Source organism: Pelagerythrobacter rhizovicinus (genome assembly GCF_004135625.1).
Classification (GTDB): domain Bacteria; phylum Pseudomonadota; class Alphaproteobacteria; order Sphingomonadales; family Sphingomonadaceae; genus Pelagerythrobacter; species Pelagerythrobacter rhizovicinus.
Window position 1 is genome coordinate 195,119 of sequence record NZ_SDPV01000001.1, and the last position, 20,568, is coordinate 215,686.

A 20,568-nucleotide genomic window follows, 5' to 3' on the forward strand; every position below is an offset into this window, starting at 1 on the left:
CTGCGGCGGTGACCGTGCGGTTGTCTCCGGCCACTCTCGGGCAGCTACCGCCGGACATCGAACGGCCTTCGTATGAACGGTCGACGGTCCGAAAGGGCGTGGTCCATCTCGGCATCGGCGCGTTCCATCGCGCCCACCAGGCGGTCGTCTTCGACGACCTGATCGGGCGGGGCGATCCGCGGTGGGGCGTTCGCGCGGCATCGCTCCGTTCGCCGGCGACGCGAGATGCGATGGCGCCCCAGGACGGGCTCTACAGCCTCGTCGTGCGCGATGGGGCCGAGGAGCGGACGCGGATCATAGGTTGCGTCACCGACGTCCTCGTGGCGCCGGAGAAGCCGGCCGCGCTCGTGGAAGCGCTCGCAGCGCCCGAGACTCACATCGTGACGCTGACGGTGACGGAAAAGGGCTACAAGCTCGATCCTGCGACCGGTTCGCTGATCGAGGCGGATCCTGACGTGACGTCCGACCTCGCCCGTCTCGATCGCCCCAGGACCGCACCGGGATTTCTCGTCGCTGCGCTTGCGCTGCGGCGGACACGAGGGCTTGCGCCATTCACCGCGATATCGTGCGACAACCTTCCCGAGAACGGGCGCCGGCTCGAAGCGGCAGTGCTGGCCATGGCGGAGCGTTGCGATCCTGCGCTGCACGACTGGATCGCGGACAAGGGCGCCTTTCCCCAAACTATGGTCGACCGCATCGTGCCGGCGACGGACGAGGCGGATGTCGAGCGGTTGGCGCGCCGGATCGGCGCCATGGACCGGGCGATGGTCAAGACCGAACCCTTCACGCAATGGGTCATAGAAGGTCGCTTCGCCGGTGAGCGGCCCGATTTCGGCGCGGCAGGGGTGCAGGTGACGGCCGATGTCGCACCCTGGGAGACGGCGAAGCTCCGGCTGCTCAATGGCGCTCATTCCGGCATAGCCTATCTGGGGGCGCAAGCGGGGATCGAGTTCGTCGACCAGTTCGTCTCGGACGATATCGGCGTGGCTCTCGTCGAGGCACTGTGGGACGAGGCGCAGGCGACGTTGGCGCCGCCGGACGAGCTCGACCTGGCCGTCTATCGTCGGGCATTGCTGGCGCGTTTCGCCAATCGTGCGCTGGGGCACCGAACCCGCCAGATCGCCATGGACGGTTCGCAGAAGCTGCCGCAGCGGCTGGTCGCACCGCTCCTCGCGCGGCAGGAGATGGGGCTGGCCTCGCCCATGATCGGCCTCGCGATCGCGGCCTGGATGCGTTGGCAGGCGGGACGCGACGATGCCGGCGAGCGCCACGTGGTCGACGATCCGCTTGCGGATCGCACCGCCGCCGCCTGGGCCGCTGCCGCCGATCCCGCGGACGCTGCGCATCGTCTGCTCGCCATCGATGCGATCTTCCCGCCGGCGCTTGCCGGGAGCCCGGCGGCGCAGCAGATCGCACGCTGGTTGGGCGAGCTGGTTCGCAAGGGCGCTGCCGCGACGCTCGCCGCGGCCGTCGGGGATCAGGGCCGGTAGCGTATCAGGCCAAGTCCGTCCGGATCGATCGGGGGGCTCTTGCCGTCGATAATGGCGGAGATCAGGCGGCCGGACCCGCACGCCATCGTCCAGCCGAGCGTGCCGTGGCCGGCATTGAGGAACAGGTTCGACAGCGGCGTCGCGCCGACGATCGGGGTGCTGTCGGGCGTCATCGGGCGCAATCCGCTCCAGAAGTTGGATGGCGCATCGTTCGCCGCGGCGCCCGGGAAGAGATCGCTTAGCGAATGCCGCAGGGTCGCCTCACGCCGGGCATGCAGCGTGGGGTCGAAGCCCGCCAGCTCGGCCATTCCGCCGACCCGGATGCGTTCGCCCAGGCGGGTGATCGCGATCTTGTAGCTTTCGTCGAGCAGTGTCGACACCGGCGCCCGCGCGGCATCGGCCACCGGCAGTGTGATCGAATATCCCTTCACCGGATAGATCGGCACGCGGAGCCCCAGTGGGTGCAGCAAGGCGGGCGAATAGCTGGCGAGCGCGACGAGGTATGCGTCGCCCCGCACGACGCCCCGGTCGGTCCGGATGCCGGTGACACGGTCTCCGTCGCGCTCCAGCGCATCGATGCGTGTCCCGAAACGCAGGTCCACACCCTTGCCGGGCAGCCGCTCGGCAAGCAGGCGGGTGAACACGTGGCAATCGCCTGTCTCGTCCCCCGGCAGACGCAGGCCTCCCATGAAGCGGTCACGCGAGGCGCTAAGGCCCGGTTCGGCGCGGATGCAGCCGTCGCGGTCGAGCAGCTCGTAGGCGACGCCGTACTGCTCCAGCACGGCGATGTCGCTCGCGCTCGCATCGAGCTGCTTCTGCGTGCGGAAGAGCTGGAGCGTGCCGAGCGAGCGCTGATCGTATTCCAGGCCGAGCTTGCCGCGCAGCGCGATCAGCTCGTCTCGGCTGAACTCGGCCAGGCGAACCATGCGGCTCTTGTTGAGCGCGTATCGCGAGGCGGTGCAATTGCGCAGCATCGCCAGAATCCAGCGCATCATGGCCATGTCGAGCCGCGGGCGCAGGATCAGCGGGGCATGCTTCATCAGCAGCCAGCGCAGCGCCTTAACCGGAATGCCGGGTGCCGCCCAGGGGGAGGCGTAGCCGGGCGAGATCTCGCCTGCATTGGCGAAGCTGGTTTCCAGCGCCGGCCCCTGCTGACGGTCGATCAGCACGACCTCGTGCCCCGCCTCGGCCAGGTAATAGGCCGACGTCACGCCGACCACGCCGGCGCCCAGAACGATCACTCTCATGGATAGCTCCCCGGCACCCGCACCTGCGCGGCGCCGCTTTCGTGATAGATGCGCGCATGCCGCGCACCCAATTGCGTCAGGATCTCGTAGGCGATCGTCCCTGCATCGCGCGCAACTTGATCGAGCGATTGCGAAGGGCCGATCAGCTCGACGAAGTCCCCCTCGCGCAATGCTTCCTCAGGCAGCGCGCTGATGTCGACGGTGGTGCTGTCCATCGATACGCGCCCGGCGACGGGAAGCCGTGCCCCGCCGCGCCATGCGGCGCCGACGCCGCCGAGACAGCGGGGCCAGCCGTCCGCATAACCGATGGCGATCGTCGCGAGCCGCTGCCGCGTCGTCGCCACGTGTTCGAGACCGTAGCCGACCCCGGTACCCGCCTCGATCGTGCGAATCTGGAGCACGCGCGCGTCGAGGCGGACGACAGGTCGCAGCCCCTCGGCAAGAGGACCTGGATCGACTCCGAACAAGGCAACACCGGGGCGCGCGACATCCCCGTGAAACTCACCGCCGAGGAATGTGCCGCCGCTGTTCGCGATCGAGCCGGGTACACCCGGGAAATGCGCGTGGAGCATACGGAACCGCGCAAGCTGCTCTACGTTGGCGGGGCGCGCCGGTTCGTCGGCGCAGGCGAGGTGGGTCATGAGCAGGCGAAGATCGACGTCGCGGGCGAATGCCGGATCATTCGCCAGAGCGATCGCGGCAGCGGAGGGCAGGCCGAGGCGTGACATGCCGCTGTCGACTTGCAGCGCTGCCGGAAGCGAACGGCCATGCGAGCGGGCCAGCGTGCGCCAGTGTTCGACCTGCGTCGCGGAATTCAGAACCGGTACGAAGCCGCGCTCGGCGCATAGCGCCTCGGTTCCCGGATCGATGCCGTTGAGGATGAAAATCTCTACATCCCCGCCGATGACTTGCTCCAGTGGGCCGGCCTCGCAAAGCTGGGCGACGAAGAAGGTGCGGCAGCCCTCTCGGTAAAGGGCCGGGCCGACCATCGTCGCGCCGAGACCATAGGCGTTCGCCTTGACGACGGCACCACAGCGCGCCGGTGCGACACGCCGCGAAATGGTGCGGTAATTCGCGCGAATGGCATCGAGATCGATACCGAGCCGGCTCGAGAATGCGTCGATGGCGATGTGTGATTGCATTCCCCGCTCCTTCGGCGGGAATACTGCACATCCTGCTCAACGTTTCGCCAATCTGGTGTATGAAACGCCAATGGATACGCTATGAGTGGCACAATCTGCAAAGCATTGGAATATTCTGCATGAAAGCTCTGGATGACGCCGATCGGCGGATCCTCAACCGCCTTCGTCTCGACGCGCGGATCACCAACAGCGCGCTTGCCGCGGAGGTCGGCCTGTCGCCATCCGCCTGCTTGCGGCGCGTGAAATTGCTGGAGGCGTCGGGCGTGATCCGGGGCTATACCGCGATCGTCTCCAGCGCCGGGCCGGACGAAGGGACCGTCGCTATCGTGCAGATCGCGCTCGAACGGCAGACCGAGGAATATCTCGCCCGTTTCGAGGCCGCTTTGCGCCGCTATCCCGAGATTCAGGAGTGGTATCTGATGACCGGCAGCGGCGACTACATCCTGCGCGTGCAGATCGCCGGGATCGACGACTATGGCGAGTTTCACCGGGACGTGTTGTCGCGGCTCCCCGGCGTTTCACGGATCACGTCGAGCTTCGCCATGCGCAGCCATCGCCGCCGGTAGCACGGCGGTCAGCCATGGAACGGGAGCGCGGGGCCGGCCGTTGGGCTCTTGCCGAAAAGGAGACCATCATGCCGGAGATCGGACGCAGGCGTTGGGCCATTGCCGAAGGTTACATCCCCAGCGAGAGCAGTTTCGATGACCCCGCGCTCGTCTCGCACGAGACTGCCTGTATCCTGAACGCCGGCGACCGGGAAGCGAGGGTCGAGATCACGCTCTATTTCGCCGACCGCGATTCCGCAGGGCCCTACCGGGTCAGGGTACCTCCCCGGCGAACGCTGCACCTGCGGTTCAACGACCTCGAGGATCCCGAGCCGGTCCCGCGCGACACCGACTACGCCTCGGTCATCGAAGCTGATGTACCGATCGTAGTGCAGCATTCGCGGCTGGATTCGCGGAAGAGCGAAGTCGCCTTGCTGACGACCATGGCCTATTCCGAGAGCTGACGTCTCACCCGGCGGTCAGCCGAGAATGGCCACACTGCGCAGGATCAGGCGGACAAGCTCCGTCTGCCGGCTCACACCGACCTTGGCGAAGATCCGCTTGGAATAGGAGCGCACGGTGCTTTCGGTCAGTCCCAGCTCCTCGGCCGCTTCGGTCAGCGAGAACCCTTGCGTAAGCAGGGCGGCGAGGCCCGCTTCGGAGGGCGAGAGATCGAACAGGGCGGCGATCAGCTGCTCGAACGTGGCGCCGGGCGCCGGGTCGGTCGCATAGACGATCGCCCCAGGGCTAGCGTCGATCGGCGCCGCACGCTCGCGCTCGATGGCGCGCACGAGAATGCCCAGGCCCTCGTTGGCCGGATCGGCACAGCGGAAGGCGCGGACGAGACCGGCGCCCGAGTTCTCGATCCGGCTCAGCAGCGCCTCCTTCACGATCCGCTCGAACTTGCGCGAATCGGTTCGTCCACCGACCGCGAGATGCCGGTCGACCAGTCGGAAGGTTTCTCCGCGGTCAACCTTCGCCTCGGCCGCCTTGTTCATCCGCAACACCCGGCCGCGGCCATCGAGAATGAAGGTCGCGATGGTGAGGCGGTCGAGGGTGGAGGTGAGCACGCCGATCTGGCTTTCGTCGCGCTGGATGCGCGAGAACAGCTCCAGCGCGATCTGCACGTGCGGCCGCAGCGCGGCCATCAGCGCCTTGTGCCGGGCTGTGAAGCGGAAGCTTTCGAAATGCGCGACCAGCCCGAGGTTGCACTCGATCCCGCCGGGCTCCGCGACATACATGCCGAGCGCCTGCGCGATGCCATAAGGCTTCATGATCTCCAGGTAGAACTCGTCGCGCTCCAGTCCTTCGCGGGGCGCGACTTCCTCGAGCAGGAGGATCTCGCCGGTGCGCTTCAGCGCGTTGCTCATCGGGTCGAGATCACCCAGTGCCGCCTGGCGCGAGTGGATCGTGCGCGCCACTTCGGGATCGACCGCCGGCGGCTCCGCCCACAGCGTGACCGAGGCGAGCCCCTTGCGGCTGAGCTGGAGCGAGATCGCCGCGTTGTCGCACCCAGCCGTTTTCGCCAGCGCACGCAGGAAGGCGCGCCAGGGTTCGAGCTCGATCGGGCCGCGATAGAGCGTCGCCAGCAGCTCGGGGTCGAGTGCCATTGTCTCGGTCTTCGCCCGCGCCGTCATCCGCCGCCATCCTGTGCGAGCGCGAGAAACGCCGGAATCTCGCCCCCGCCGTGCAGCTCGATCGCCGCGCCGGAGACGTAGGCGGCGTCGGGCGAGGCGAGCCAGGCCACGCAGGCGGCCACGTCGTGCCCGCGCGCCATGCGCTTCATCGGCAGCGTGGCGCCGAGCCGCGCGACGCCTTCCGCACCGCCGTAGTGTTCCACCTGATCGGCATTCTCCACCAGGCCGATCACGATCGCATTGACCCGAACGTCCGGCCCCCATTCCATCGCCAGGCCCTGCGTCGCGCTGATCAAGCCCGCTTTTGCCGCACCGTACGCAACGGTACCCGGTGCCGCGCGCAGGCCGGAGATGCTGGCGATATTGACCACCGAACCGCCCGCATCGCGCAAGGCGCCGTAGGCCGCGCGCGCGAGGATGAGCGGCGCGGTCAGATTGAGGGCGATCACTTTCTCGAGCAGTTCGGGCGAGGAGTCGGCGACCGCCGCCGCAGGTGTTCCCCCGGCATTGTTGACCAGCAGGTCGAGACGTCCGCAACGCTCGATGGCCGTGGCCACCAGCGCCTCGACAGCGGCGGGATCGCGCACGTCGGTCGGCAGGAACAGCGCCTCTCTCCCGCCAGCGGCTACCGGCTCAGCGGGCGCCCGGCGCGCGCAGACGGCGACCTGCCATCCGTCGGTGAGCAGCCGTTCGGCAATCGCGCGTCCGATGCCGCGCGTTCCCCCGCTGATCAATGCGACGCGTTCGCTCATGTCCGTACCGTGTCCTCTCTCGTCTCGTCTGGAGCCTATCCCCGGACACCGCAAGTCGCCGTCACCAAATGGGGGTATCGGCCGATCGCCCCCAGCCGCATCTCTCGGATCGGGAAGAGAGGATCGAACGACCGGCCATGCCGACGATTGACAAGACGATGGACGCCGCTGCGGTGGTTTCACGGTTGCGAAGCGGCATGACCCTGGGCATCGGCGGCTGGGGGCCGCGCCGCAAGCCGATGGCACTGGTGCGCGAGATCCTGCGTTCGGACCTCACGGATCTGACGCTGGTCTCTTACGGCGGCCCCGACGTCGGCATGCTGTGCGCGGCGGGCAAAGTGAAGAAGCTCGTCTTCGCCTTCGTTTCGCTCGACGAGATTCCGCTTGAGCCCTGGTTCCGCAAGAGCCGCGAGGCCGGCGTGATCGAGGTGCTCGAGCTCGACGAGGGCATGTTTCAGTGGGGCCTCAAGGCCGCGGCGTTCTCCGTGCCGTTCCTGCCGACGAGGGTCGGACTCGGAACCGATCTGCTCGAACTGGGCGGTCTGAAGACGGTCACCTCACCCTACGACGACGGCGAGGTCCTGGTCGCCATACCCGCGCTAAAGCTAGACGCCGCCCTGATCCACGTTCACCGGGCGGACCGGCGGGGCAATGTCCAGGCGCTCGGGCCGGACACGTACTACGACGAATGGTTCGCCAAGGCCGCGGCCGAATGCTTCGTCTCCTGCGAGGAACTGGTCGATGCGATGGAGGCTTCCTACCCGCAGGACGTCAGGGCCAACCTGTTCGAACGGTGCTTCGTGACCGGCGTCGCCAAGACGCCCGGCGGGGCACATCCGACGACCATGCCGCCCGCCTATGGTTGGGACATGGGGTGGCTGAAGAAATACGCCGCCGCGGCCAAGGATCCGGGGGGCTGGAACGCAGTCGCCGAATGGGCGGTGGGCGCGAGCGAGGCCGATTATCTCGCCTCGGTCGGCGGGCAAGAGGGAGTAGCGGCGCTTCCGCTGCCGGTGTTCTGATGAGCATTACGCTGGCAGAACTGTGCATCGTCGCCTGTGCGGAAGCGTTTCGCACGAGCCGCGAGATCATCGCCACCGGCATCGGACCGATCCCCCGCATCGGCGCGGGTCTGGCCAAGCTGACCCACTCGCCGGGCCTGATGATGACCGACGGCGAGGCGTTCCTGGTCGAGCAGCCGGTTCCGCTCGGCGCGACGGGTGACGAACGCCCCACGCCGGCCGGATACCTGCCTTTCTCGCGCTTCTTCGACAGCGCGGTGTGGAGCGGGCGGCGGCACGCGATGGTGACCCCGACTCAGATCGACCGGTTCGGGCAGACCAACCTTTCGGCGCTGGGCGGTACGCATACGCGGCCCAAGGTGCAGATGCTGGGCGCGCGGGGCTTCCCCGGCAACGGCATCTATCACCCGAACTCGATGTTCATTCCGGCGCACTCGCCGCGCGTGTTCGTCGGCGGCGAAGTCGATCGCGTCTCCAGCCCCGGGTACAATCCGGCGCGGCGCGTGCCGGGCGGGAACTACGGCGGCATCGACCTGCGGCGGATCGTCACCGACTTGTGCGTCATGGACTTCGGCGGCCCCGATCATGCGATCCGCGTCGTCTCGCTGCACCCCGGGGTGATCTTTGCGCAGGTGCAGGACGCGACCGGATTCGAACTGATCGACGCCGTCGAAGGCGAAACGCCGCTGCCGGGCGAGGAGCAGCTGGCGCTGATCGAACGGCTCGATCCGCGCGGCTTTCGCGCCCGGGTTCTCAAGGACAATCCTCCGGCAGAAAGGGGCGCATCATGACCGAGCCCGGCAACGACGGCCTCGAGCCGCCGACCCCCAGCGAGCACGTCTACGAGACCGACGAGCCGGTCCTCTACGAGGCTGCCGGCGGAATCGCGCGCGTGACGCTGAACCGGCCGCGCTATCACAACGTCCAGAACAGCCAGATGACTTACGCGCTGGATGACGCCTTCCGCCGCGCGGTAGACGACGATGCGGTCAAGGTGATCGTGCTTAAGTCCGACGCCAAGCACTTCAGCGCGGGGCACGACATCGGCTCGCCCGGGCGGGACTTCCATGCGAGCGTCGATCGGCGGCTCATGTGGTACGATCACGCCAACAAGGCCGGCGCCGAGAAAGCCTATATCCGCGAGCAGGAACAATACCTCGGCATGTGCAAGCGCTGGCGGGACATTCCCAAGCCGACGATCGCGCAGGTCCATGGCGGCTGCATCGCCGGCGGTCTGATGCTGGCCTGGGTCTGCGACCTGATCGTCGCCTCGGACGACGCGTTCTTCCAGGATCCGGTGCTGCAGATGGGCTTCCCGGGCCTCGAATATTTCGCCCATTGCCACGAGCTCAACGTGCGGATCGCCAAGGAATTCCTGTTCCTCGGCGAACGGATGAGCGCGCAGCGCGCCTACGAGATGGGCATGGTCAACCGCGTCGTGGCGCGGGCCGATCTGGAGGCCGAAGTGGCGCGCATCGCTAGCCGGATCGCGGAGCAGCCGCGGCTGGCGCTCCAGCTCGCCAAGCAGGCCTGCAACCACATGGAGACGCTTGCGGGCAAGAACGCCGGGATCGATGCGGCCTTCGGCTACCACCACTTCGCCCACGCCAACAACACGCTGGTCAAGGGCGACTACATCGCCGGGTTCGACGGCAAGAAAATGGCCGAGAAGAACAAGCGGCAGACGGGCGAGGACTGACGTTTGGCCGACCCGCTCGCCACTCCGCTGACCGTGCTGCTCGGGTGCCGCCTGCCGGTGGTGCAGACCGCGATGGGCTGGATCGCGACGCCGAGGCTCGTGGCGGCGAGCAGCAATGCGGGGGCGTTCGGGTTTCTCGCGGGCGCGGTGATGACGCCGGCCGAGCTGGCCGAGGCGATCGCGGAGACCGCACGGCTCACGCCGCACCGGTTCGGGGTCAACTTCCACAGCTTTCAGCCCGGCGCGCGCGAGATCGTCGAGGTGATCCTCGCCAACAGCGAGCGCGTCGGCGCGGTGAGTTTCGGGCGCGGGCCCGACGCCGGCATGATCGCGCGCTTCAGCGAGGCCGCGATCGTCTGCATGCCGACCGTGGGCGCGGTGAAGCACGCCGAGAAGATGGTCGCGCTGGGCTGCCGGGCGATCACCGTCCAAGGTGGTGAGGGCGGGGGGCACACCGGCTCGGTCGCGACCACCGTGCTGCTGCCGCAGGTGCTCGATGCGGTGAACGTACCGGTCGCGGCAGCCGGTGGGTTCGCCGACGGGCGCGGTCTGGCAGCGGCGCTTGCCTGGGGGGCGAGCGGCATCGCCATGGGCTCGCGTTTCATGATGACCGCCGACAGCCCGGTGCCCGATGCGGTCAAATCCGCCTATACGCGCGCGGGGACCGCCGACATCCTCGTCACCGACCGGATCGACGGCATTCCGCAGCGGATGATCCGCAATGCCATGCTCGACCGCATCGAGAGCGGTGGCACGCTCGGCAAGTGGAGCCGTGGTCTCACCGCCGCCGTCGCGATGAAGCGCGCGACGGGCGCGAGCTGGGGCGAACTGCTCGCCAGCGCCCGCGCGATGCGGAGCGAAGGCGGAAAGTCTCTGCCCGAGGCCATGCTCGCCGCCGCCGCGCCTGTCCTGCTGCAGAAGGCGGTCGTGGAGGGCGATGCAATCAATGGACTGATGGCGTCCGGCCAGGTCTCCGGCCGCCTCGGCGATCTGCCGACCTGCGCCGAGCTTCTCGCCCGGATCGAAACCGAAGCGCGCCAGCGGATCGCGGCGTTCACCGGCCGTCCGGCCGCAATCAAGGGAGCTGCGTGATGCCGATTGGCTGGTCCGTGGAAGATCGCATTGCCGAAATCGTGTTCGACGTGCCGCCGGTCAATGCGTTCGATTCCGCGACCTGGCTCAAGCTGCCGGGCATTATCGGTTCCCTGGCCGCGCGGCAGGACGTGCACTGCATCCTGATCCGCGCCGAGGGGCGGGGCTTCTGCGGGGGCGTCGACATCAAGGAGATGCAGGCGCATCCCGAGCGCATCACCGAGCTGAACCGAGGCAACTATCTCACCTTCAAGGTGATCCGCTCGGCCGAAGTCCCGGTGGTGAGCGCGGTGCACAGCTTCGTGATCGGCGGCGGGATAGGCATTTGCGGCGCCTCGGACACGGTCATCGCGGCCGAGGACGCCTATTTCTCACTGCCCGAGATCGACCGGGGCGCGATGGGCGGGGCGAGCCACCTGTCGCGAATGTTGCCGCTGCACAAGGTGCGCGCGGCGTTCTTCACCGGCGGCAAGATCCGGGCCGAGGAGGCTTGGCGGCTCGGCGCGATCGAGAAAGTCGTCCCGCGAGAGGCGCTTAGAGCCGAGGCGCGCGCCTTCTGCGCCACGATCGCGTCGAAGAGCCGCAAGGCGCTGACCATCGCCAAGGAAGCGTTGAACGGGCTGGAAGAGCGCGACGTCGATCGCGGCTACCGCTGGGAACAGGGCTTCACGCTCGAGATGTACATGCACGAGGACAGCCAGAAGTCGCGCGACGCGTTCGTCGAGACCGGCGGGGCGGCGAAGTTCTGATGGATCTCGCCTACACCACCAGGCAGCAGGCTTTCCGGCAGGAGGTGCGCGAGTGGCTTGCGGCGCATGTTCCGGCCGAGCGGCTGGTCACGCTTGAGCGGCAGGACGGCTTCGATCAGCACGTCGCGTGGGAGCGCGAGCTGGCGAGCGGCAACTGGGGCATGGTGACCTGGCCGAGCGAATATGGCGGGCGCGGGCTCGATCTGATCGAGTGGCTCATCTTCGAGGAAGAATACTGGGCCGCCGGCGCGCCGCTGCGGGCGAACCAGAACGGCATTTTCCTGCTGGGCCCGACGATCATGGAGTTCGGTTCGGACGAGCAGAAGGCGCGCTTCCTGCCGCCGATGGCGAAAGGCGAGGTGATCTGGGCGCAGGCCTGGTCCGAACCCGGCGCGGGCAGCGATATGGCCGCGATCAAGGCGACCGCGCGGCGTGAGGGCGATCACTATGTGATCAACGGGCAGAAGACCTGGTCGAGCCGGGCGAGCTTTGCCGACTGGGGCTTCGGCCTGTTCCGCACCGAGGAAGGCAGCCAGCGGCACAAGGGCCTCTCGTTCCTGCTGTTCGACCTGAACGCGCCCGGGATCACCCGCCGCCCGATCCGCCAGCTTCACGGCGATCCGGGCTTCGCCGAACTGTTCTTCGACGAGGTCCGCGTGCCCGTGGAGAACCGCATCGCGGGCGAAGGCGAGGGCTGGAAGGTGGCGATGGCGACTGCCGGCTTCGAACGCGGCCTGATGCTGCGCTCGCCCGGCCGCTTCCAGGCGACCGCCGCGCGGCTGATGGCCCTGCTGCGGGAGACGGCGGACCGCGCCTCCCCAGGGCTGCGCGAAGAGGTCGTGCGGCTGTGGATGGGCGCGCAGGCCTATGCCTACAACACCTACCAGGTCGCGGCGCGGATCATGGCCGGCGGCTCGATCGGCGCCGAGGCGAGCCTGAACAAGATCTTCTGGTCCGAACTCGACCGCGCGATGCACCGCGCGGCGATGCACCTGCTGGGGCCCGCCGCCGAATTGCAGACCCTGCCCGATGGCCGCGCGAACGAGTGGCTCGAGGGCTACATCTTCTCGCTCTCCGGCCCGATCTACGCCGGTTCGAACGAGATCCAGCGCAACATCACCGCCGAGCGCCTGCTCGGCCTGCCACGCGTGGGAGCGGGCTGATGGATTTCAGACTTCCACCGGAAAGCGTCGAACTGGCCGAGGCGGTGCGCGAGTACCTTGGCGGCACGCATGGGCCGGACGTGCTGCGGCAGCTCGATGCCGGCGGCAACCGCGATCTGCGGATATGGCAGGGACTCGTCGAGATGGGCCTGACCGGACTGCTCGTGCCCGAGAGCGAGGGCGGGCTGGGCATGACGCTGCTCGATGGCGCGCTGATCGCCCGCGAATGCGGCCGCGCCTGCTTGGCCGAGCCGCTGGTCGACACAGCGCTGGTCGCGGTTCCGTGGCTGATCGCGCGCGGCGAGACCGGCCATCTCGCCGCGATCGCGGCGGGCGAGAAGCTCGTCGCCCTGCCGCACGCGGTGAACCCGTGGGTTGCGGACGGGGAGGGGGAGGAGCTTGCGAGCGTCGATCCCCTGCGCAACCTCGTGGCCGCGCCCGAGGGCGCCGGCGACGATCCCCTGCTGCTCGATCTCGGTGCGCTGATGAGCGCGGCGCAGCTTGTCGGCCTGGCCGAGGCCATGCTCGACCAGGCGGTCGCCTATGCCAAGGTGCGCGAACAGTTCGGTCATCCGATCGGCGGGTTCCAGGCGATCAAGCATAAGCTGGCCGATGTCGCCGTCGTGCTCGAGTTCGTGCGCCCGGTCCTCTGGCGTGCGGCGCAGGCGATGGACGACGGGCTGCCGAGCGCGCCGCTGCACGTCAGCCACGCCAAATACGCCGCGACCGATGCCGCCTATCTCGCCGCGGAAAGCGCGATCCAGGTCCACGGCGCGATGGGCTATACCTACGAAGTCGATCTCCACTTCTGGATGAAGCGCGCATGGGCGCTCTCCGGCGCCTGGGGCGACCGCAATTTCCACTATCACCGGATCGAGGACGCCGCGCTCGGCGGCGCGCACCCCCTCGGCCCGCAGCACACGTTCGCCTGAGGAGCCGATGGCCGAAGCCTATATCATCGACGCGGTCCGTACCCCGATCGGGCGCAAGAAGGGTTCGCTCGCCCAGGTGCATCCGGCCGATCTCGCCGCGCACCCGCTGCGCGTGCTGATCGAGCGGACAGGCATCGACGCGAACGCGGTCGACGACTGCGTGTGGGGCTGCTGCGACACGATCGGTCCACAGGCGGGCGACATCGGGCGCACGGCATGGCTTGTCGCCGGCCTGCCGCAGCACGTGCCCGGCACGACGGTCGATCGCCAGTGTGGCTCCAGCCAGCAGGCGGTGCATTTCGCTGCGCAGGGCGTCATGAGCGGCACGCAGGATCTCGTCGTCGCGGGTGGCAGCCAGGCGATGAACGCGATCCCGATCTCCGCCGCGATGTTCGCCGGCCAGCCGTACGGCTTCGACAATCCGTTCAACACCGCGCGCGGGTGGGTCGAGCGCTATGGCGGCGGCGTTCTCAACCAGATCAACTCGGCCGAGATGATCGCCGAGAAGTGGAACATCTCGCGCGAGGCGATGGAGCGGTTCGCGCTCGCCAGCCACGAGCGTGCGCAGGCGGCGTGGGACAACGGCTGGTTCGATGCGGAAGTGGCGCCGCTGGCGGGGCTCGAACGCGACGAGACGATCCGCCCGAACACGACGCTCGAAGGGCTCGCCGCGCTCAATCCGGTGCAGGAAGGCGGGCGCGTCACCGCGGGGGTCGCGAGCCAGAACTGCGACGGCGCGGCCGCGCTGCTGATCGCGTCCGAGCAGGCGGTGAAGGACCACGGCCTCACGCCGCGCGCGCGCATCCACCACATCTCGGTGCGGGCGGACGATCCGGTGTGGATGCTCACCGCGCCGATCCCGGCGACCAGGCATGCGCTGGAGAAGGCGGGCATGACGGTCGCGGACATCGACCTGTTCGAATGCAACGAGGCCTTCGCCAGCATCCCGATGGCCTGGATGCAGGAACTCGGCATTCCGCACGAGAAGATCAACGTCCAGGGCGGAGCGATCGCGCTCGGCCATCCGCTGGGCGGCACGGGCGCGCGGCTGATGACCACGCTGCTCGGCGCGCTGGAGCGCACCGGCGGCCGCTACGGTCTGCAGACCATGTGCGAGGGCGGCGGCCAGGCCAACGTGACGATTATCGAGAGGCTTTGACGAATGGGGATCTGCGAAGGCAGGACTGTGATCATTACCGGCGCGGCGCGCGGGCTGGGCCGCGCCTATGCGCTGGCCTTCGCCGCCGAGGGCGCCAACGTCGTCGTCAACGACATCGGCGCCTCGCTGGGCGGCGAAGGGCGCGACACGTCGGCCGCCGACGCCGTGGTCGAGGAAATCCGTGTGGCCGGCGGGAAAGCCGTCGCCAATTACGACGATGTGACCGATTGGGATGCCGCCAGGCGGATCGTCGAGGCTGCGGTGAGCGAATTCGGCGACCTCCACGTGGTGGTCAACAACGCCGGGATCGTGCGCGACCGGATGTTCGTCTCCGCCACGCTCGACGAATGGGACGCGACGATGCACGTGCATCTGCGCGGGCACTTTTGCGTCAGCCGACATGCCGTCGACTACTGGAGAGCCAAGGCGAAGGTGGGCGAAGCGCCTGACGCGCGGATCATCAACACGACCAGCGGCGCGGGGCTGCAAGGCTCCATCGCGCAGGCCGCCTACTCGACGGCCAAGGGCGGGATCGCCACGCTCACGCTGGTCCAGGCGGCCGAGCTCGGCCGCTACGGCATTACCGCCAATGCGCTCGCCCCGGCCGCGCGCACCCGCATGACCGAGCAGGCCTTCGCGGAGAAGATGGCGACCGAGGGCGATGCCTTCGACACCATGGACCCCGCCAATGTGGCGCCTGCGGTCGTCTGGCTCGGCAGCGCGCATAGCGCCAAGGTGACCGGCTGCGTGTTCGAGCTCGAGGGCGGCAAGATCATGCTCGAAGACGGCTGGCGCGAAGGGCCGTTCGTCGACAAAGGCGCGCGGTGGGCGCCGGGCGAGGTGGGCGAAGCAGTGGACCGACTGCTCGCCGAACGCGTGCCGCCCCGCAAGGTCTGGGGCACCTGAGATGGCATTCGCGCTCGACGAGCAGCAGCAGATGATCGCCGAGACGGCGGCGGCGTTCTTCGCAGAGAACGCAGGGGGCGAGCGCACGCGGGCCGCGATGGCCAGCGGCATCGATCGCGACCTCTGGCGCGCCTATTGCCGCGAACTCGGCTTCGGCGGCCTGACCGTGCCCGAGGATCTCGGCGGCGCCGGGCTCGGCCATGTGGAACTGGCGGTCGTTGCCGAGCAGGCGGGCCGCACGCTGGCGGCGATCCCGCTGCTGGGGCACGCGATGGCGACGGCCGCCCTGCTCGCGAGCGACGATCGGGCGGCGATCGATGCGCACCTTCCCGCGATGATGGCGGGGGACCGGAGCGTCGCGGCGGGCGAGCGAGGGGGTGAAGGTTTGCTCGTGCCGCACGCGGCGCAGTGCGATCTGCTGCTCCTGCTTGGCGAAGGCGGTGCGCACCTGATCGATGCGAGCGCGGCGACGGTCGAGCCGCTGAAGTCGCTCGACGAGACCCGGCCCCTCGCGCGGGTTCACGCGTCCGCCGGCGATCCGCTCCCCGGCGGAGCGGCGCCGTGCGAGGCGGCCCGCGCGGCCGGCGTCCTGTGCCTCGCGGCCGAAGCGCTCGGCGGCGCGCAGGAGGCGCTCGATCGCACCGTCGCCTTTGCCAAGGAGCGCGAGCAGTTCGGCCGTCCAGTGGGCTCGTTCCAGGCCTACAAGCATCGCCTTGCGAACCGCACGGTCGAGATCGAGCAGGCGCGCTCCGCCGTATGGTGGGCGGCCTGCGCGTTGGACGAAGGGCACGAGACCCGCGCGCTTGCGCTCCATGCCGCCAAGAGCTTCTGCGCGGATACTTATCTGCGGGTCGCGGGCGACATGATCCAGCTCCACGGCGGCATCGGCTTCACCTGGGAGCACGACGCGCACCTGTTCTTCAAGCGCGCGCGCGCCATCGCGAACATGCTCGGCGACGGGCCGCATCACCGCGAGCGCGTCGCGCGGATCATGCTGGACGACGCGGCATGAAGCTGGGGTTCTCCGACATGGAAGAGGCGTTCCGCCGCGAATGCGCGAGCTGGCTCGACGAGCAGATGGCCGGCGAGTTCGCCGACATCCGCGGGATCGCCAATCTCGTCGACAAACCCGAGCGCCGCAAGGCGTGGGAGCGGCGGCTGGCCGAGCATCGCTATTCGTGCATCGGCTGGCCGATCGCGTGGGGCGGCCGCGACGCGACGCTCAACGAGCAGGTGATTTTCGCTGAGGAATATGCGCGCGCCGGGGCGCCTAACCGGCTCAACCACATGGGAGTCGAGCTGCTCGGGCCGACGCTGCTCGCGCTCGGCAGTTCGGAGCAGAAGGCGCGGTTCCTGCCGGCGATCGCCGAGGGCACGGCGATCTGGTGCCAGGGCTATTCCGAACCCGGCGCCGGCTCCGACCTTGCCGCCATCCGCACCCGTGCGCGGCGCGACGGTGACGAATGGGTGATCGAGGGGCAGAAGATCTGGACCAGCCTCGCCCAATTCGCCGACATGATTTTCGTGCTCGCACGGACCGAAGACGGAACCCGCGGCCGCGAGGGGCTGAGCTTCCTGCTCGTCGATCTCGATCAGCCCGGTATCGAAATCCGCCCGATCCGCCAGATCAACGGCGAGGCTGAATTCAACGAGGTGTTCTTCGACGGCGCGCGCTGCCCGGTCGAGAATATGGTCGGCGCCGAGGGGGAGGGGTGGACGGTTTCGACCACGCTGCTCTCGTTCGAACGGGGCATCTCGACCCTCGGCCAGCAGATGCAGTTCCGCAACGAGCTCGACGCGGTGATCGCCGCGGCCAAGCACAACGGCAAGGCGGCGGACCCGGTGTTCCGGCAGAGGCTCGCCGAGGCCGAGATCGGCCTGCGGCTGATGCGCTACGGCGCGCTTCGCATGCTGGCCGGCGGCAAGGGCGGCGCGCTCGCGGGCGCGGCGCTGACGTACAAGATCCAGTGGGCGAGCTGGCGCCGGGCGCTGGGCGAGCTGGCGATGGACGTGCTCGGGCAGGAAGGCGAGGTCGCGCCCGCTGATGCCGAGGGCTGGCCGCTGCTCGCCAATCTCTATCTCTATTCGCGCGCCGACACGATCTACGGCGGCACCAATCAGATCCAGCGCAACCTGATCGCCGAGCGCGGGCTCGGCCTGCCGCGCGAGCCGAGAGGAAACGCATGAGCCTGACGCCGACCTATCCGCCCGGGCGCGATCTGCTTGCCGGCAAGACCGTGCTCGTCACGGCCGCCGCTGGCACGGGCATCGGCTATGCGGTGGCGAAGCGCGCGGTCGAGGAAGGCGCGCGGGTGATGATCAGCGACTGGCACGAGCGGCGCCTCGGCGAAGCGGCGGGGCGGATTGCCGATGAGACGGGAAGCGAGCCGCCGGCGACGTTCGTGTGCGACGTGACCGATCAGGCGCAAGTCGACGCGCTGCGCGATGCTGCGGGAGCCGAGCTCGGCGCGGTCGACGTGCTGATCAACAATGCCGGGCTCGGCGGGGAGACCGTCGTCATCGACATGACGGATGACGAGTGGCACCGCGTACTCGACGTCACGCTCAATTCCGTCTTCCGCATGACGCGCGCATTCCTCCCCGGAATGTACGCGCGCAAGGGAGGGGCGATCGTCAACAACGCCTCGGTCCTCGGCTGGCGGGCGCAGAAGGGGCAGGCGCATTACGCGGCGGCAAAGGCCGGGGTCATGGCCTTCACCCGCTGCTCCGCACTCGAGGCGGCCGAGCACGGCGTGCGGATCAACGCCGTCGCGCCCTCGATCGCGATGCACGCCTTCCTCGCCAAAGTGACGAGCGAGGAATTGCTCGCCGAACTGTCTGCGCGCGAAGCCTTCGGGCGCCCGGCCGAGGTGTGGGAAGTCGCCAACGTCATGCTGTTCCTCGCCTCCGACCTCGCCAGCTACATGACCGGCGAGGTCGTCCCGGTGTCGAGCCAGCGCGCATGAGCGGGCCGCGCGTATTCGACCGCCCTGCCGATCTGCTTGGCAACGAGGGCGTTTCGCTCGGCCCGACCGCATGGCTCGCGATCGAGCAGGACCGGGTGGACGGGTTCGCCGAGGTCACCGGCGACCACCAGTGGATCCACGTCGACGTCGAGCGCGCGAAAGGCGGGCCGTTCGGCGGCACGATCGCGCATGGCTATCTCACGCTGGCGCTCGTGAACCATTTCCTGCCCGAGCTGATCGAAGTGCGCGGCTTCGCCCATGCGGTGAACGTCGGGGCGGACCGGCTGCGCTTCCTCGCGCCGGTGCCGGTCGGCAGCCGCATCCGCGCGGCGGGCGAGATCGTGAAGGTCGAGGAGATCAAGGGCGCGGTCCAGCCGACCGTGCGCGTCACAGTGGAGATCGAGGGCGGAGACCGGCCCGCCTGCACGATCGACACGATCAGCCGCTACTATCCGGAAGAAGGGGGCGTCGGATGATCGATCCACTGCCTCCGACCGTGCCGCATCTCGTTGCCGCGGCCGCCCGGACCTGGGGCTCGCGCACTGCGCTCGTCGAAGGGGAGGTGCGCTGGTCCTTCGCAGACCTCGAGCGGGAATGCCGCGCCGCTGCCTCCGCCATGCTCGCAATCGGCGTGGGCGAGGGGGACCGGGTCGCGATCTGGGCGCCCAACGGCCGCAACTGGATCGTCGCCGCGGTTGGAGCCATGACGACCGGCGCGGCGATCGTGCCGCTCAACACCCGCCTCAAGGGCCGCGAGGCGGGGGAGATGCTGCGGCGTACCTCGGCCAAAGTGCTCGTCACTTACGGCGACTTCCTCGGCACCGACTATCCGGCGCTGCTGGCGGGCGAGGACCTTCCCGGGCTGGAGCGGACGGTGCTGCTCGATTCCGACTGGCAGGCGTTCGTCGCTGAGGGGAAAAGCGCGGAGGATCCGTCGATCGACGAGGCATTGGGCCGCCTGACCGCAGCACACGTCTCCGATATCATGTTCACCAGCGGCACGACGGGGGCGCCGAAGGGTGTGGTCTCGACCCACGACCGGATCGTGCCGATGTTCGCGGACTGGGGCCGGCAGATGGGGCTGACCAGCGACGACCGCTACCTCATCATCAATCCCTTCTTCCATAGCTTCGGCTTCAAGGCGGGCTGGGTTGCGGCGCTGATCGCCGGCGCACCGATCTATCCGCTGGCGACGTTCGACATCCCGCAAGTGATCGCGCTGATCGAGCGGGAGCGCATCTCGTTCCTCCCGGGGCCGCCGACGATCTACCAGGCGCTCCTCGCGGCGAAGGCGGAGGGGGATTTCGACACCTCCTCGCTGCGCGGCGCAGCGACCGGCGCGGCCAGCGTGCCGCCGGAGCTGGTCCGCCGCATGCGCAGCGAGCTCGGTCTGGTCGACACCGTCACCGCCTACGGCATGACCGAGTGCGCCACGATCACCTCGTGCCGCCGCGGCGACGATGCGGCGCTGATCGCCGAAAGCTGCGGCCGCCCGCTTCCAGGGCTCGAACTGCGCATCGTCGACGACGAGGGGAGCCCGGTCGCGCAGGGAGAAGCCGGCGAGGTCCAGGTGCGCGGCTACGGCGTCATGCTCGGCTATCTCGACGATCCACAGGCGACCGCCGAGGCGATCGCTCCGGACGGCTGGCTCTCCACCGGCGACATCGGCTGGCTCGGCCCGGAAGGGTATCTGCGGATCACCGACCGCAAGAAGGACATGTTCATCTCGGGCGGGTTCAACGTCTACCCGGCCGAAGTGGAGCGCCTGCTCGCCGAACATCCGGCGATCGCGCAGGCCGCGGTGATCGGCGTGCTCGACGAGCGCATGGGCGAGGTCGGCAAGGCCTTCGTCGTGCTTCGCCCTGGGCGGGCACTGGCCGAGAGCGAACTGGCCGAATGGGCGCGCGCGCGCATGGCGAACTACAAGGTGCCGCGCGCCTTCGCGTTCGTCGAGGGCCTGCCGCACAACGCTGCCGGCAAAGTGACGAAGGAGGCGCTGCGCGATGGCTAGCCTTCTTCCGCTCTCGCCGGTCCCGGCATTCGCCACCTTCAAGGACAGTGTGGCCA

General features: G+C 68.8%; 21 protein-coding genes. 17 read left to right on the forward strand and 4 right to left on the reverse strand.

From position 1 onward, the window contains the following. Nucleotides 1-8 precede the first annotated feature (8 nt). Nucleotides 9-1,490, forward strand: coding sequence for a mannitol dehydrogenase family protein (locus ETX26_RS01040; protein ID WP_129522864.1), 1,482 nt, complete (start codon nucleotides 9-11; stop codon nucleotides 1,488-1,490). Here the strand turns inward: ETX26_RS01040 and ETX26_RS01045 are convergent. Next, nucleotides 1,478-2,737: a D-amino acid dehydrogenase gene (locus tag ETX26_RS01045; protein ID WP_129522865.1), complete on the reverse strand. Its 1,260-nt coding sequence runs from the start codon at nucleotides 2,735-2,737 to the stop codon at nucleotides 1,478-1,480. The genes ETX26_RS01040 and ETX26_RS01045 overlap by 13 nt on opposite strands. Next, the gene (gene alr / locus ETX26_RS01050) at nucleotides 2,734-3,879 is read right to left on the reverse strand and encodes an alanine racemase (RefSeq protein ID WP_129522866.1); all 1,146 of its coding nucleotides are present in this window, start codon (nucleotides 3,877-3,879) and stop codon (nucleotides 2,734-2,736) included. The genes ETX26_RS01045 and alr overlap by 4 nt, the downstream gene beginning before the upstream one ends. Before the next feature lie 119 nt (nucleotides 3,880-3,998). Between alr and ETX26_RS01055 the strand changes: the two genes are divergently transcribed. Together ETX26_RS01055 and ETX26_RS01060 are read left to right on the forward strand one after the other, a co-directional pair. Further along, entirely contained in the window at nucleotides 3,999-4,445 is a 447-nt protein-coding gene (locus ETX26_RS01055) for an Lrp/AsnC family transcriptional regulator (RefSeq protein WP_129522867.1), read from the forward strand. 68 nt (nucleotides 4,446-4,513) lie between these two features. Then, complete coding sequence (locus ETX26_RS01060) at nucleotides 4,514-4,888, forward strand: sensory rhodopsin transducer (RefSeq protein ID WP_191984673.1); 375 nt, start codon at nucleotides 4,514-4,516, stop codon at nucleotides 4,886-4,888. Nucleotides 4,889-4,903: 15 nt separating this feature from the next. Here the strand turns inward: ETX26_RS01060 and ETX26_RS01065 are convergent, their stop codons facing one another. Together ETX26_RS01065 and ETX26_RS01070 are read right to left on the reverse strand one after the other, a co-directional pair. After that, nucleotides 4,904-6,061, reverse strand: a complete 1,158-nt coding sequence (locus ETX26_RS01065; RefSeq protein WP_129522868.1) for a helix-turn-helix transcriptional regulator — start codon at nucleotides 6,059-6,061, stop codon at nucleotides 4,904-4,906. Beyond that, nucleotides 6,058-6,813: an SDR family oxidoreductase gene (locus tag ETX26_RS01070; protein ID WP_129522869.1), complete on the reverse strand. Its 756-nt coding sequence runs from the start codon at nucleotides 6,811-6,813 to the stop codon at nucleotides 6,058-6,060. The genes ETX26_RS01065 and ETX26_RS01070 overlap by 4 nt, the downstream gene beginning before the upstream one ends. Nucleotides 6,814-6,950: 137 nt before the next feature. On the opposite strand from ETX26_RS01070, the gene ETX26_RS01075 reads away from it, so the two are divergent. The 14 genes from ETX26_RS01075 to ETX26_RS01140 are packed head-to-tail and all read left to right on the forward strand — an operon-like array spanning nucleotide 6,951 to nucleotide 20,512. Then, complete coding sequence (locus ETX26_RS01075; protein WP_129522870.1) at nucleotides 6,951-7,835, forward strand: CoA transferase subunit A; 885 nt, start codon at nucleotides 6,951-6,953, stop codon at nucleotides 7,833-7,835. Beyond that, nucleotides 7,835-8,626: a CoA-transferase subunit beta gene (locus ETX26_RS01080; RefSeq protein WP_129522871.1), complete on the forward strand. Its 792-nt coding sequence runs from the start codon at nucleotides 7,835-7,837 to the stop codon at nucleotides 8,624-8,626. The genes ETX26_RS01075 and ETX26_RS01080 overlap by 1 nt, the downstream gene beginning before the upstream one ends. Beyond that, nucleotides 8,623-9,534, forward strand: coding sequence for an enoyl-CoA hydratase (locus tag ETX26_RS01085; RefSeq protein WP_129522872.1), 912 nt, complete (start codon nucleotides 8,623-8,625; stop codon nucleotides 9,532-9,534). Before ETX26_RS01080 ends, ETX26_RS01085 begins: the two co-directional genes overlap by 4 nt. A gap of 3 nt (nucleotides 9,535-9,537) precedes the next feature. After that, the gene (locus tag ETX26_RS01090) at nucleotides 9,538-10,626 is read left to right on the forward strand and encodes an NAD(P)H-dependent flavin oxidoreductase (RefSeq protein ID WP_129522873.1); all 1,089 of its coding nucleotides are present in this window, start codon (nucleotides 9,538-9,540) and stop codon (nucleotides 10,624-10,626) included. Beyond that, nucleotides 10,626-11,375, forward strand: coding sequence for an enoyl-CoA hydratase family protein (locus ETX26_RS01095; RefSeq protein WP_129522874.1), 750 nt, complete (start codon nucleotides 10,626-10,628; stop codon nucleotides 11,373-11,375). The genes ETX26_RS01090 and ETX26_RS01095 overlap by 1 nt, the downstream gene beginning before the upstream one ends. Beyond that, nucleotides 11,375-12,538, forward strand: coding sequence for an acyl-CoA dehydrogenase family protein (locus ETX26_RS01100; RefSeq protein WP_129522875.1), 1,164 nt, complete (start codon nucleotides 11,375-11,377; stop codon nucleotides 12,536-12,538). Before ETX26_RS01095 ends, ETX26_RS01100 begins: the two co-directional genes overlap by 1 nt. Continuing rightward, nucleotides 12,538-13,470, forward strand: coding sequence for an acyl-CoA dehydrogenase family protein (locus tag ETX26_RS01105; RefSeq protein WP_129522876.1), 933 nt, complete (start codon nucleotides 12,538-12,540; stop codon nucleotides 13,468-13,470). Before ETX26_RS01100 ends, ETX26_RS01105 begins: the two co-directional genes overlap by 1 nt. A 7-nt stretch (nucleotides 13,471-13,477) precedes the next feature. Then, the gene (locus ETX26_RS01110) at nucleotides 13,478-14,629 is read left to right on the forward strand and encodes an acetyl-CoA C-acetyltransferase (protein WP_129522877.1); all 1,152 of its coding nucleotides are present in this window, start codon (nucleotides 13,478-13,480) and stop codon (nucleotides 14,627-14,629) included. A 3-nt stretch (nucleotides 14,630-14,632) separates the two neighbouring features. Then, on the forward strand, nucleotides 14,633-15,535 hold the full coding sequence (locus ETX26_RS01115; RefSeq protein ID WP_129522878.1) for an SDR family oxidoreductase: 903 nt from the start codon (nucleotides 14,633-14,635) through the stop codon (nucleotides 15,533-15,535). Nucleotide 15,536: 1 nt separating this feature from the next. Continuing rightward, on the forward strand, nucleotides 15,537-16,547 hold the full coding sequence (locus ETX26_RS01120) for an acyl-CoA dehydrogenase family protein (RefSeq protein WP_129522879.1): 1,011 nt from the start codon (nucleotides 15,537-15,539) through the stop codon (nucleotides 16,545-16,547). Further along, nucleotides 16,544-17,722 carry an acyl-CoA dehydrogenase family protein gene (locus ETX26_RS01125; RefSeq protein WP_129522880.1) on the forward strand — a complete coding sequence of 393 codons (1,179 nt, stop codon included), beginning with the start codon at nucleotides 16,544-16,546 and terminating at the stop codon, nucleotides 17,720-17,722. Before ETX26_RS01120 ends, ETX26_RS01125 begins: the two co-directional genes overlap by 4 nt. Continuing rightward, the gene (locus tag ETX26_RS01130; protein WP_129522881.1) at nucleotides 17,719-18,501 is read left to right on the forward strand and encodes an SDR family oxidoreductase; all 783 of its coding nucleotides are present in this window, start codon (nucleotides 17,719-17,721) and stop codon (nucleotides 18,499-18,501) included. The genes ETX26_RS01125 and ETX26_RS01130 overlap by 4 nt, the downstream gene beginning before the upstream one ends. Continuing rightward, nucleotides 18,498-18,977, forward strand: coding sequence for a MaoC family dehydratase (locus ETX26_RS01135; protein ID WP_129522882.1), 480 nt, complete (start codon nucleotides 18,498-18,500; stop codon nucleotides 18,975-18,977). The genes ETX26_RS01130 and ETX26_RS01135 overlap by 4 nt, the downstream gene beginning before the upstream one ends. Continuing rightward, on the forward strand, nucleotides 18,974-20,512 hold the full coding sequence (locus ETX26_RS01140; protein ID WP_129522883.1) for a FadD3 family acyl-CoA ligase: 1,539 nt from the start codon (nucleotides 18,974-18,976) through the stop codon (nucleotides 20,510-20,512). The genes ETX26_RS01135 and ETX26_RS01140 overlap by 4 nt, the downstream gene beginning before the upstream one ends. Nucleotides 20,513-20,568: the final 56 nt, after the last annotated feature.